Annotated in this window: 10 protein-coding genes; 6 read left to right on the top strand and 4 right to left on the bottom strand. The window is 56.4% G+C overall.

Annotated elements, in window-relative coordinates; all coding sequences use genetic code 11:
- Positions 1–8 precede the first annotated feature (8 nt).
- Together ADM64_RS02290 and galE are read left to right on the top strand one after the other, a co-directional pair.
- Positions 9–689 carry a metal-dependent transcriptional regulator gene (locus ADM64_RS02290; protein ID WP_016422643.1) on the top strand — a complete coding sequence of 227 codons (681 nt, stop codon included), beginning with the start codon at positions 9–11 and terminating at the stop codon, positions 687–689.
- Entirely contained in the window at positions 686–1,669 is a 984-nt protein-coding gene (gene galE, locus ADM64_RS02285; protein ID WP_016422642.1) for a UDP-glucose 4-epimerase GalE, read from the top strand. Before ADM64_RS02290 ends, galE begins: the two co-directional genes overlap by 4 nt.
- Positions 1,670–1,695: 26 nt before the next feature.
- Here galE and ADM64_RS02280 read toward each other — a convergent pair whose 3' ends face one another.
- Positions 1,696–2,808 carry a DUF4192 domain-containing protein gene (locus tag ADM64_RS02280; protein ID WP_049193020.1) on the bottom strand — a complete coding sequence of 371 codons (1,113 nt, stop codon included), beginning with the start codon at positions 2,806–2,808 and terminating at the stop codon, positions 1,696–1,698.
- Positions 2,809–3,038: 230 nt separating this feature from the next.
- Between ADM64_RS02280 and ADM64_RS02275 the strand changes: the two genes are divergently transcribed.
- Both ADM64_RS02275 and ADM64_RS02270 read left to right on the top strand, forming a co-directional pair.
- Complete coding sequence (locus tag ADM64_RS02275) at positions 3,039–4,241, top strand: PAC2 family protein (protein WP_016422640.1); 1,203 nt, start codon at positions 3,039–3,041, stop codon at positions 4,239–4,241.
- A 42-nt stretch (positions 4,242–4,283) separates the two neighbouring features.
- Positions 4,284–6,803: a DEAD/DEAH box helicase gene (locus ADM64_RS02270; RefSeq protein WP_152907551.1), complete on the top strand. Its 2,520-nt coding sequence runs from the start codon at positions 4,284–4,286 to the stop codon at positions 6,801–6,803.
- Positions 6,804–6,880: 77 nt separating this feature from the next.
- Here the strand turns inward: ADM64_RS02270 and ADM64_RS02265 are convergent, their stop codons facing one another.
- Entirely contained in the window at positions 6,881–7,813 is a 933-nt protein-coding gene (locus ADM64_RS02265; protein WP_049193018.1) for a hydrogen peroxide-inducible genes activator, read from the bottom strand.
- A gap of 105 nt (positions 7,814–7,918) precedes the next feature.
- Here ADM64_RS02265 and ADM64_RS02260 point away from each other — a divergent pair, with 105 nt between their 5' ends.
- Together ADM64_RS02260 and ADM64_RS02255 are read left to right on the top strand one after the other, a co-directional pair.
- A complete protein-coding gene (locus ADM64_RS02260; RefSeq protein ID WP_016422637.1) occupies positions 7,919–8,515 on the top strand; it encodes a peroxiredoxin in 597 nt (198 codons plus the stop codon).
- Positions 8,516–8,520: 5 nt separating this feature from the next.
- Positions 8,521–9,045 (top strand): carboxymuconolactone decarboxylase family protein, encoded by a 525-nt coding sequence (locus ADM64_RS02255; protein ID WP_016422636.1) that lies wholly within the window; start codon positions 8,521–8,523, stop codon positions 9,043–9,045.
- A gap of 127 nt (positions 9,046–9,172) precedes the next feature.
- Here the strand turns inward: ADM64_RS02255 and ADM64_RS02250 are convergent, their stop codons facing one another.
- Positions 9,173–10,390, bottom strand: coding sequence for a hypothetical protein (locus tag ADM64_RS02250; RefSeq protein WP_016422635.1), 1,218 nt, complete (start codon positions 10,388–10,390; stop codon positions 9,173–9,175).
- Positions 10,391–10,532: 142 nt separating this feature from the next.
- Complete coding sequence (locus ADM64_RS02245; RefSeq protein ID WP_016422634.1) at positions 10,533–12,635, bottom strand: neutral/alkaline non-lysosomal ceramidase N-terminal domain-containing protein; 2,103 nt, start codon at positions 12,633–12,635, stop codon at positions 10,533–10,535.
- Between the last annotated feature and the right edge of the window lie 144 nt (positions 12,636–12,779).

The raw sequence follows: 12,779 nt of genomic DNA, 5'->3' as shown, positions 1-12,779 counted from the left end.
GGAAAACCGTGAGGGATTTGGTTGACACCACGGAAATGTACTTACGTACGATTTTCGAACTCGAAGAAGAGGGCATCATTCCTTTGCGTGCTCGCATTGCCGAACGCCTTGAGCAGTCGGGGCCGACCGTTAGCCAAACCGTTGCGCGCATGGAGCGCGATGGCCTTCTCGTAGTTGCCCCAGATCGCAGCTTGCAGCTTTCCGACGAGGGCCGCAGGCTGGCCACGGCTGTCATGCGTAAGCACCGCCTAGCTGAGCGCCTACTTACGGATGTCATTGGCCTCGAATGGGACAAGGTTCACGACGAAGCCTGCCGCTGGGAGCACGTAATGAGTGACGAGGTCGAGCGCAAACTTCTCGACGTGCTTGACTCTTACACACGCTCCCCATTCGGCAATCCGATTCCCGGTTTGGGAGACCTCGGTGGGACTCAGTCACCAGAGTCGTTAGAGAACGTTCGCCGACTGTCCGATCTAAACCCCGGCGAGTACACCGTTGAGATCGTCCAGATTAACGAAATCCTGCAGGTCGAGCAGAGCTACATGAAGCGTCTCCACAAGGCTGGAATTATGCCGGGTACTGAGGCACTTGCCGAGGTTGCCGCCGGCCGCGTGACTCTCGCCCGTGGTGATCATTCTCTTGACATTCCGGATACTCTGTCTCACGCAATCATGGTGATTATCAAATGAAACTCCTCGTCACTGGTGGTGCCGGCTACGTCGGTAGCGTGTGCTCGGCAGTATTGATTTCTCTTGGCCACGACGTCACCATTCTGGACAACTTCTCTGTTGGCAACCGTGATGCGGTGCCAGAGGGCGCGACCCTAGTCGAAGGCGATGTGGCGGACAAGGCCTACGAGGTTCTGTCCTCCGACAGCTTCGACGGCGTCGTTCATTTCGCTGCGAAATCGCTTGTTGGCGAGTCTGTTGAGGTTCCTTCCGACTACTGGCACAACAATGTGGGCCAAACCCTGAAGCTACTCGACGCAATGCGTGATACCGGTACGAATAACCTGGTGTTCTCTTCGACAGCTGCAACCTACGGTGAGCCAGAGAAGACACCAATTACCGAAGACATGCCAACCGCACCGACCAACCCTTACGGTGCCACCAAGCTGGCCATGGACTACGCCATCTCGTCTTACGCCAAGGCATACAACATCGGCGCTACCAGCTTGCGTTACTTCAATGTGGCGGGTGCCTGGGGCGGTTTTGGCGAAAACCGTGAGGTGGAAACTCACCTCATCCCCCTGGTACTGCAGGTTGCGCTCGGTCACCGCGACAAGATTATGGTCTTTGGCAATGACTGGCCGACTCCGGACGGCACCGCGGTTCGTGACTACATCCACATCAAAGACCTCGCCGATGCGCACGTCTTGGCACTGGAGTCCAACACGCCGGGAACCCACCGTATCTTCAACCTCGGTTCTGGCGACGGCTTTTCGGTTCGCCAGGTTATTGAGACCTGCCGTAAGGTCACCGGTCACCCGATTCCTGCTGAGGATGCACCGCGTAGAGCCGGTGATCCGGCAACCCTTATTGCCTCTTCTCAGCGCGCCATGGACGAGCTCGGATGGAAGCCCAATCATACGGAGCTGGAAACCATCGTCGCCGATGCATGGGAGTACACCAAGAACCTCGGCGACCGAGCCCACTCGGCGCACCGCTAGGTACTGCAGCACAGCTTGCAGGGTCGCTAATCAATACGCGGCATTTTCACCTTGTATACCCTGCGCAGCACCTCTTGTGCCGCACCAAGAATTGTGCCAACGCACCTCGGCACAATTTGATTGGCGACCGCAATTTCCAGCAACTGAGTCAGTGAATGATTCGGTTGCTCCCCCGCTGCCTCATCGAGAGCTGTTTGCGCATAGTTCTCCAGCCCAGCCGCGAACTTTGCGATGGCAAAACACGCTAAAGCGTTAGCACGCAGGCTGCCGCGGTGGACGATTGCGGCCTCGCGCCAGATTTCTCCCATTGATTGCGCCAACTGCGTAGTAATGAAAATCATGGACATATCGCGCAAGGTGACGTTGGTCAGTGCTGCAGCAATGGCATATCCCGCGGTTTCATCGCGAACCGCCTCATGTGCATCCATCACACCATCGGCCACGTTTTCCACGGCGGCTTTTAGCATGTCGAAATGCTCGATGAGCGCGGGATTGTCCGAACCAATTTTGAGCTTCCTAGGCTGCTCAACGGCTGTCGCTCGTTCCCGGAGGCGTTCAATCAGAGCCCTGTCTTTACTGTCGCGGAATTGGCCACCTCGAAAATAGCTGCGGTACTCCTCATAGTTTTTGAAAATCTGCTCTCCCTGCCGAGAGATTAGATTTGCATTGTCGGTCATCAGACTGTCACCGACAATGCCGACGATCTCTCCCTGCTCGTCCGTGACAACTTCCCCCGCAGCAATAGTGGCAACGCCCGCCAAACGCACCTCATGCAGGCCGCCTTCTCGCAGCCAGCCTGTAATAGGTGTGGAGTCCTTTTCAATCCCCCAGGATTCGTCGATGATAAACACATCTGCGTGAGTGCATCCTTCATCGAGCAGGAAGTCCGCGGCTGCCCGCACCAAGTCAGGATTGTTCTCCATCGAGGCCACATCCTTAATCAGCATCGGGCCAGCATGCGCTGTCGGATCAAACTCGACCTTGCCATCGATGAGATCTTCGACCTGCTGACGATACAACGCCGCAATCACTACCTGCCCCCGCGGATAGAATCCAACGATTCCCGGCAGGTTCGTCAGAAAAACACTCGGCTCAATTTCAGGCTTTTGTCCTGCACCGAAGTTCTGTTTGTTTCCCATTAATTCCTTACCCCTTTTCCCCCCATTGGAATAGCTCGACAGCGGACAATCCTCTCGCCATCTGGTGGCTCTCATTGTTATCGAATCCGCAACAGCCTTGCTTGTGCGCGACCGGAAAAATCGGCCCATCTGTGGACTACTTTCTACTTGTGGATAACTGGAATAGTTTCTGCGGTATCGTGGTTGTTTACTTCAAATGACGAAAAATGTGATGCAGGAGGTAGTCGTACGTGAGTGATCCGACCGACAAGCCTCAGGGCAATATGTACGAGGTAGTTTTTCCGGTTCCTGACGTAACGGGAAGCGAGGGCCATCTGACCCTGGTCATTGCACTTAGCGGTTATGCGGATGCCGGTAATGCCGTCTCGGAATCAGCTAGTTTCCTCTTGGATGCTCTCGAGCACCGTCCATTGGTGAACTTTTCTATCGACGAGCTGATTGATTATCGTTCTCGCCGTCCCTCTGTGACGATGAACCACGACCAGATTGTGGATGTATCCGATTTGAACCTGTCACTCAATGTGGTTCGCGACAACGTCGGTAAGCCGTTCTTGCTGCTTTCTGGCCCTGAGCCAGACATGCGGTGGGAGGCTTTCTCGACTGCCGTTGCAGAGTTGGCGGAGCGCTACGATGTCGGTCGGACTGTGTCGCTGTACTCGGCTCCGATGACGGTTCCGCACACCCGACCACTGGGCATCATCGCCCATGGCACAGATAAGCGGAAACTCGGTGATATGCATACCTGGGGAAACCGCGTCACAGTTCCGGGTGCTGCGAGCCTGAACATTGAGTACGAGCTCGCAAGCCGCGGTTGTGATGCCTTTGGTTTCACCGCACAGGTGCCACACTATGTCGCGGCCTCTGAGTATCCGCTGGCGTCACTGCGGCTGTTGCAGGAGGTAGCAAAACTAGCCAAGCTCGAGCTCCCGCTTGAGGCGTTGGAGAAGGAATCCGCGCGGGTGGCGGAGCTGCTCAATACGCAGACGAATGATTCCGGCGAGGTCTCTCAGCTGGTCAATCTTCTCGAGGAACAGTACGACCAGGAAGTTCAACGTCGTCAAGAGCTGGAGACTTCTCCCCTGCTTGGACCTAACGGCGAGATGCCTTCGGCCGACGAGATTGGCGCTGAGTTCGAAAGGTTCCTCGCTTCTCAACCGCTGCGCCCAGTAGAGGATTCTTCCTCGCTTGACGACGAGGCGGAGACCCCGGCCAGCTCGGATTCCTCGGCAACTACATCAGAGGACACTGACGCACACTCGGAAGAATCCGAGTCGGCCTCGGCGGATGATAGGTCTGCGGAGTTTTCTGCAGACGGCACTGCCGAACAGCCTGAGTCAGAACAGCCTCGGGAAGAGCAGGCGGAAAGCGAAGAATCCGGTGAACCGGAACAACCTCGCCGTCGGCGCGGCTGGAAGCCCTGGTTCCGCTTCTAATCCGGGGTTACCGCTAGGGTGGGAAGCGTGTCACTATCTGAAATGCTTCCCGACCTAGCTGAGGTTCCAGAGTCCCTTTTCGACGATGCGATTATGGACTCGTTCATTGCCTGGACCAGGGATCAGGGCATCACGCTCTACCCGGCCCAGGAGGAGGCCGCTATTGGTCTCGCTGGTGGCGACCACGTCATCCTTGCCACTCCGACAGGTTCGGGCAAGTCCATGGTGGCTATTGCTGCCCACTTCTGCGCCCTCGCTCGTGGCCAGCGCAGCTTTTACACAGCGCCTATTAAGGCCTTGGTCAGCGAGAAGTTCTTTGCCCTCTGCGAGGTCTTTGGCGCTGAGAACGTCGGTATGATGACCGGCGATGCCACCGTCAACGGTGGTGCACCCATCATCTGCGCAACTGCGGGAATTGTCGCCAATATCGCCCTGCGCGACGGGGCCGACGCCGATATTGACCAGGTGGTAATGGATGAATTCCACTTCTATGCGGATCCCGATCGCGGGTGGGCATGGCAAGTGCCCTTGCTCGAGCTTTCCCGTTGCCAATTCCTGTTGATGTCCGCCACTCTCGGCGATACTCAAAAGTTTGAGACGGATTTGAAGGAACGCACGGGACTCGACGTCAACCTCGTTACAGGTACGACGCGCCCGGTACCGCTGGATTTCCACTATGTCTACACACCAGTTCATGACACGCTGGCGGAGTTGCTGGAATCCGGCAAAGCCCCAATCTACATCGTCTTTTTCTCCCAGCGCCAAGCAGCTGAACAGGCTCAGGCACTGACCGGTCTGAAGCTGCTGACGAAGGAGGAGAAGGAGCGGATTCGCGAAGAGATTGGCGATTTCCGGTTTACCACGGCCTTTGGTCGAGTTCTTTCCAAGTTGGTGCGCCAGGGCATTGGCGTCCACCATGCGGGAATGCTGCCGAAGTACCGTCGTTTGGTTGAGCGTCTCTCTCAGACTGGTCTGCTGAAGGTCATCTGTGGCACGGATACCCTCGGCGTCGGCATTAACGTGCCTATTCGCACGGTGCTGATTACCGGTTTGGCCAAGTTCGATGGCCGTCGTAGCCGTATTCTCAAGTCACGCGAGTTCCACCAGATCGCTGGACGCGCCGGCCGTGCTGGCTACGACACCGAGGGCACCGTAGTTGTCGAAGCACCTGAACACGAAATCGAAAACGCCAAGCTGCGGCGCCGTGCCGGCCAGGATGAGGCCAAACTGAAGAAGTTGCGGCTGAAGTCCGTTCCCAAGGGCGAAGTGACATGGTCGGAGAAGACCTTCGACAAAATCGTTTCTCAGCCACCGGAGCCGCTGACCAGCCGCTTTGCAGTTACCAACGGTATGTTGCTCAACGTCATTGCACGTGGTGGCGATACCTACGAACACATGCGTCATCTGCTGCGCACCAATCACGACACCCGCCACCAGCAAAATGAGGCTATTCTGACCGCAATTGAGCTCTACCGCGGTTTGGTCAACGCGGGAATCGTCGTCATGCATGGCGAGGGCGATGACTGCCGCCCCGAGCTGACAATGGAGCTGCAGCGTGACTTCGCGCTCAATCAGCCGCTGTCGCCTTTCGCCATCGCCGCGCTCGAACTGTTGGATAAGGACAGCCCGAACTACGCACTCGATGTCATCAGTGTGTTTGAGTCAATTCTGGAAGACCCTCGCCCACTGCTCATCGCGCAGCAGAAAAAGGCACGCGGTGAAGAAATCGCCGCGCTCAAGGCCGAGGGTGTTGATTACACCGAACGTATGAACATCGTCGAAGACATCACATGGCCGATGCCGCTTGCCGACGAGCTGGAGGGCGCATTCGACACCTATGCTCAAGGTCACCCGTGGGTGCGTGAGTTTTCGCTGTCGCCCAAGTCTGTGGTGCGCGAGATGGTGGAAAAGGCCATGACTTTCTCGGACGTGGTATCTGAGTATGGAATTGCCCGCTCTGAAGGTATTTTCCTGCGCTACCTCACCGATGCCTGGCGCACTTTGCGACACACTCTCCCTCCGGAAGCCGCTAACGAGGAACTCCGGGACATTGTGGAATGGCTCGGCGAGCTCGTTGTGCAGGTGGATAACTCCCTGGTGGATGAATGGGCGCAGATGGCCGATCCGGACAAGCCATTGGACGAGGAAACTCTCAAGGAAGCGGCTTTTGGCACCGACGAGTCGCGGCCCCTTACAGGCAACGAACGTGCATTTACCCGTATGGTGCGCAATCTCATGTTTCGCCACGTGCAGCTCTTTGCCTTTGAAAAGGAGGAGGAGCTGGCCGACCTGGACAACTACCTCGACGATGCGCCAGATTGGCCTGCCGCGATGGATGACTACTTCGATGAATACGATGACCTAGGGATCGATGCAAAGGCTCGCGGCGGCGATATGATTTCGATTGACCGCAAGGCTGGTGAGGGCCTATGGCATGTGATCCAGATACTCGATGACCCTGAGGGCGACCACGGCTGGCGCTTTGAAGCGGGCGTTGACTTGGCTGCATCTGATGAATACGGCGAGGTCAGGTTGGCATCGCTGCGAATTATTCAGGGATAAACGCGAAAAACCGGGCTGGAACTACCAGCCCGGTTTTGCTTATTTCATACGCTACTGCGGCATGCGCCAAGAGAGCTTTAGGCAACAGCGTCTATGTAGGCCTGCCGTACCAGTTCAGCAATTCGATTGAACTCGCCGCCGCGTACCGATGATGCGCGGTGAACCAGCCCAATGGTGCGTCCCGGCCGTGCCGGACCTTCGAATCGCGCAACAGCCAGGCCGGGACGGTCGGCCTCAATCTTGACAGCCGATTCCGGTACAAGCGACTGCCCCAACCCACCGGCAACACACTGCACGACGGTCGATAGAGAAGCCGCCCGTGTTTCCAAGCTGGAGGTCTCGCCGTGAACAGCATCGACCTTGCGACAAATATCCAACACTTGGTCGCGCAGGCAATGACCGTCGTCAAGCAGAAGCAAGTCCAAGTCTCTGATTGCCTCAAGCTTTACCTCTTCCTTACCTGCCAGCGGATGATCCTCTGGCACGACGATGTAGAACTCTTCGTCGTAGAGGTAGATCTCTTCAAAGGAAGGCACATCGGACGGCAGTGCCATGATGGCTGCATCAATGGTGCCGGAGCGAAGTGATTCGATGAGGCGCTCGGTCGGCTCTTCGACGATCCTAGGCTTTAGATCTGGCAGCTCGTCACGAACCAACTGGAGGAAGTTGGGCAGCACGTATGGAGCAACCGTAGGGATAACACCAATGGATAGTGGTCCGGACAAATCATCTGTACGGCCAGAGGCGCGAGCAACGATCTCGTCAACAATTTCAGATGCTTGGCGGGCATATGGAATCAGACCGCGACCGAGTGGCGTCACCAGCACTCGGCGAGTCGAACGCTCTACAAGCTGCACCCCCAGTCCCTGCTCAAGGGTGGAAAGCGCTTGTGACAGGCTGGGCTGTGAAATGCCGAGGCGGGCAGCGGCTTGACCGAAGTGACCGGTATCGGCAATCGCGACAAAGGCACGTAACTGAGGCAAAGTGGGCCGATAATCTCTATTACGCATACCTATAAGCCTACACGAGCTTATTAACTTTTTCCTCTTGACGGTTCGGGAATCCATAGGCATAATGGTGTGTGACCCCAAAAGGAATACATTCAGGAGGATTCCATGGCAATTTTGACTGTTGGCGACAAGTTCCCCGAGTTTTCTCTGACCGCTCTGAAGGGCGGCAACCTGCGTGATGCAAACGCTTCTTCTCCGGATGACTACTTCGAGCAGGTAACCAATGAGTCCTACGAGGGTAAGTGGAAGGTCGTCTTCTTCTACCCGAAGGACTTCACCTTTGTCTGCCCGACTGAGATTGCTGCATTCGGCAAGCTGAATGAGGAATTCGAGGACCGTGACACCGTTATTCTCGGTGGCTCTGGCGACAACGAGTTCTCCCACTTCAACTGGCGTGCAACCCACGAGGAACTGCTGGACATCCCGTTCCCGATGTTCTCCGACATCCGCCATGACCTGATGCGTGCACTCGGCGTCGAGAACGCTGACGGTGTTGCAGACCGCGCAACCTTCATCATTGACCCGGACGGCATCATTCAGTTCGTTTCCGTTACCCCGGACGCTGTCGGTCGTAACGTTGACGAGGTTCTGCGTGTTCTCGACGCTCTTCAGTCTGAAGAGGTCTGCGCATGTAACTGGCAGAAGAATGACCCGACCAAGAACATCGACAAGATGGACGTTCTGAAGCAGGAGCTGAAGTAACTCATATGAGCATCGATAACCTTCGTTCCGGTCTACCGGAGTACGCCAAGGACATGAAGCTGAACCTTGGCACTCTCACCCGTTCTACGGAACTCTCCGAGCAGCAGCTGTGGGGTACCCTGCTTGCATCCGCTGCTGCCACCCGCAACGAGACCGTTTTCTCCGAGATCGCTGAGGAAGCCAAGGAGCACCTGTCTGACGAGGCTTTCGAGTCTGCGCTTGGTGCGGCCACCGTTATGGGCATGAACAACGTTGCTTACCGCACTCGCCACATGCTCGGTGATGACTACGCACAGGTCAAGTTCGGCCTGCGCATGAACATCATCTCCAATCCGGGTGTCGAGAAGGAAGACTTCGAGCTGTGGTCTCTGGCAGTTTCTGCCATCAACGGCTGTGAAGCTTGCGTGACTTCTCACGCAAAGGTCGTCCGCGATGCTGGTCTGACCAAGGAGCAGGTCTGGGAAGCTGTGAAGATTGCAGGCACCGTCTCTGGTGTTGCACAGGCTGTCTTCGCTGAGGCTACCCGCTAAATATTCAGAGCTTAGGTTCGGCTTTTGATAGCCGAACGCTCCCCCGCAGGATTACCTGCTGACGAAATAGCGCCCGAGGAACCAATTTTTATCGGTTCCTTGGGCGCTTTTTCTTGTACGTTTTTGGCTACTGCTGTGGCGGGTAATAACCCGGATTCTCCTGGGCTTCATTAACTACTCGACGGCCACCGATGAGCTGACGGTAGATATGTACTTGCACGAGGAGAGCAAGCGGGACTGTGTACAACATACCGATATAGAAGAGCATTGCACCTGCGGAAGAAACAATTGACGTCAGAATGAATGCAACGAGCATCGTCCAATACTGAGGCTTCACCAAGCGCCATGCGACGACCGGAGCCTCAAGTGCTGTTGCTCGACCATCAAAAACAAGAAGCGGCATAGTCGCTGTGATTGGCATGATGAAGATGGACAGCACAAGTACCAACAGGTAGCCGATGGGAATCATCGCAGCTGCAGCTTCACTGCCGTTGGCAGACAGGGATACTCCAGCGATGAAGAGCACCATCCCCGGAAGCATGGCGAGCAGCCCCACCAGGAACGTGACAATGTAGGCACCGATAAGAGATCCCCACCGGTTTACACGGAAGAAAGTACCGTAGCTCGGCACTCGGCCGTCGACAGCTTCGAATGCACCGCGCAGCATAAATGCCTGCATCGCGAACATGCCCACGGCAAATAGGAGTGCCATCGCGCCGAGAGTCGCGAACATTGACCCTAGATCCTCAAACGGAACATCGCCTGGATAGTTCGGCTCAAAGTCCGGATCGAAGTCACCAGTCGCAAAGAGAATTGCCGCTGCGCCAACAATCAGTGCGACTAGTACGGCGAAGAACGTCAGCATGATGCCAAGCCAGGAAGCAAAATTGCTGTTTAGACTACGAAACGCCGCGGAAAAGGCACTTCCAATGTCGACCTTCGTCGGCCCCTGTGCCACAGGCTTCACCGGCGGCTCATCGCCACCTGGCATGTTGACTCCGGGAGCAAGTGCACCGGCTGCAGAAGCCCCGCTGGACTGGTGCTGCCAGTAGCTCGAGTCCGCACCATAGGGTTGCCCGCCGTAACTATCGCGCGACTCGCCAGTTCCATAAGAAGGAATTTCGCCATAAGCCTGTTCACGGCCGTAAGTCTGATTCCACTGTGGCGAATCCTCTGGTCCACGCGGGCCATGTTGTGCGTCCGAATCGAACCCGTAAGGGTTGTAGTCCTGCGAACCATTGTTGGGAAAACCGTGACTCTGGGAGTCATAGTTATTGGACTCATTGTCCCGGCTGCCGTCACCGTAAGAATCGTTGTTGCTATATGGATCGTTTGAGGTATTCATGAAGCAAATTGCTCCTGCCAAATTGACGGATACATACAAATAACGCGCACAACGGACTATACGTGAGACAAGCCCTTGATGAGTTTTTAAAGGCCGAAGTATAAGTCACATTGTGCGCATGGACGTATTTAATTGGACGTTCTTACACGAGCTCCACCGCGGCGACTCCCTCGAACTCGTTCAGCGAATCACCGGCACCCAACGCGCTACCACGCACGATGATGTCATACTTGCCCGGCGCGACTCCTCCGGTCTCCCAAGTGACCTTGGCGGTGGTGTAATTACCGTCCTTGGCAAATTCAATGACAGTTGCCTGGTCCCAGTCGTCAGAAACGATCTCACCGCGGTCATTCTTGATGAGTAGGTAGCCGTCTTCCAGTCGCAAGTCGTTATTCGGATTTGCCGCGACGAATTGGGCAACGGCCTGCTGCCCTACCGTGACGCTTGCAGTCGATTCGAGCACGTCACCAAAATTCTTGCCCATTGGTACGGAATCGATAGTCTTTCCTCCTGCTGGCGACGGCGGGATGATGCCAGTGAGATCACCTGCAGCACTGCCCGGGTCGACAGCCATGCCGTCGGCAAGCGCGTGGGCGAGATCGTGATAGATGGAGATCATCGCACTGAGCGTGTACTTGCCGAAAGCCGTTGCGCCGCCCTCGTAGTCCTGCTGATCGTATTCCTCTGGGGTAACGACGTAGTGTCCATAGCTGTTGGTGTAGCCCTGGCAGATGACAGTGTCGATTGGAACGCCGAGGACATCGGCGACGTGCTGACGCATGCGGTAACCCGACATCGTGGTGGGTTCAAGGCCGTTGGTAATCAAGGTGAAGCCACCGATGCGGGTGATGGAGAACATGTGGGTCTGCTGGAGAAGACCATCGATGTAGCCCACTGGCAGCAGGCATTCTTTCTCGCCCTGAATCTCCCCGATATTTTTCGGGAGTACGACGTTATTGAGCTGACGTACCCACGGTGTGCCTCCACGCTGGCCCTCGTTGAAACCTAGGGCTGGTTCGCCGCCGCCGTCCTCCTGGCTACTGGCTGCGAAGGCCGCACCGAGGATTGCAGGTCCAGTGCGGTGCGGCTGGCCGTCGGGCGTGAATTGGCCGTCAATGTCGACATCGCCGAGGTTGACCCACTTGTGGACGGTAGAGATTCCGCCTCCTGGCAGTGCAATGGTCTGACCCTGGGTAGCGTCAATCTGACGCTGACCGAGAATGCGGGCGGACTCTGCTTCGTCTCCGTTGCCGGGACCCGAATTTGGCACGAGCCCCATGTTCGGGCTGATGTCACCCGGGCACGACATGGTAAATGCGGCGACAAAGGGGGCATCGGCCGGCTCACGGTGGGTAACCCCGCGGTCGACCTCAACCTTCCATGCTGCATAGCCCTTGTTGTCGCCGTCGATGATGGTGTGCTCGGGGCCGAAGGTGGTCGGATGAATTCCATACCAGTTAATGAATCCGACTTCGCGACCACCGCGACTCACGTGCAGTGTATGGCTTTCCGGGTTGACTCCGTCGGGGAAAAGACGCTGTTCTTCCTCGGGGTTACGCCTGAATGCCTCCAGGGAGCGGTTAACACCCGCATCCTTGGCAATCCCCTTGGTCAGGTGGATAGTCGACGGCTGGTAATCAGCGTGTGCACGTTCAATAGCCTTGACCACACCGACGACCACAGCTTCGAAAGTGACGGGACGGAAACCGAGAGTAGTCAGGTCGACCATAAGATGGCCCGATGTACCACCCGGCGCGACATGCGTATGAGATGCGCAGATAAGCACGTTGCCCTCGTGGTAGAGGTCTCCGAAGAGAGCTCGCAGTCGCCGCAGAACTTCCATCTGGATGGACTGGAACATGAGCCCCATATCTGCGGTGACGTGGACGACACGGTTGTCGTTGTCATCACCGAAGATGAATGCACGCGCCATCTGGCGAAGACGCAGACCCGAGGTGGTCTGGTCCATGACCGCATACCCGTTCATGCCAGCGCCGAGTGGCTCGCCTGTCATGTCAGCCATTCCTCGACCGACATTCAAAGTGGTGGTCGAATTCCCCGCGGCGGCAGAAGCCCCGTTTGCAGGAGCGGCGTTTGCCTTTGATGCACCATTTACGGCAGGCATCATACTCGCAGCTGACACGGCAGTTGCTCCGACGAGGAAGCCTCGCCTGCCCACTTGGTACGGGGCGCGTGCGGTTGGTTCTGCCGAATTCGACGATGATGCCATCTGGGGATCGAGCATGTCACATCCTCTTCATATTTCTTTTTGAATATCAATATGTTGGACTTTAATCAGACAATCCCCTACGCGTGGCCTAATAAGCCAAAGTTCCCAAAATTCCCCCCGCGACAGCAGTAACCGATACGACATTCGCAAGGCAGTATC

This window comes from Corynebacterium sp. 401_CJEI (genome assembly GCF_001076435.1).
In the GTDB taxonomy this organism is placed as follows: Bacteria; Actinomycetota; Actinomycetes; order Mycobacteriales; family Mycobacteriaceae; genus Corynebacterium; species Corynebacterium jeikeium_D.
The sequence above is the reverse complement of the archived record's forward strand: the minus strand, read 5'-3'. Positions and strand labels throughout refer to the sequence as shown.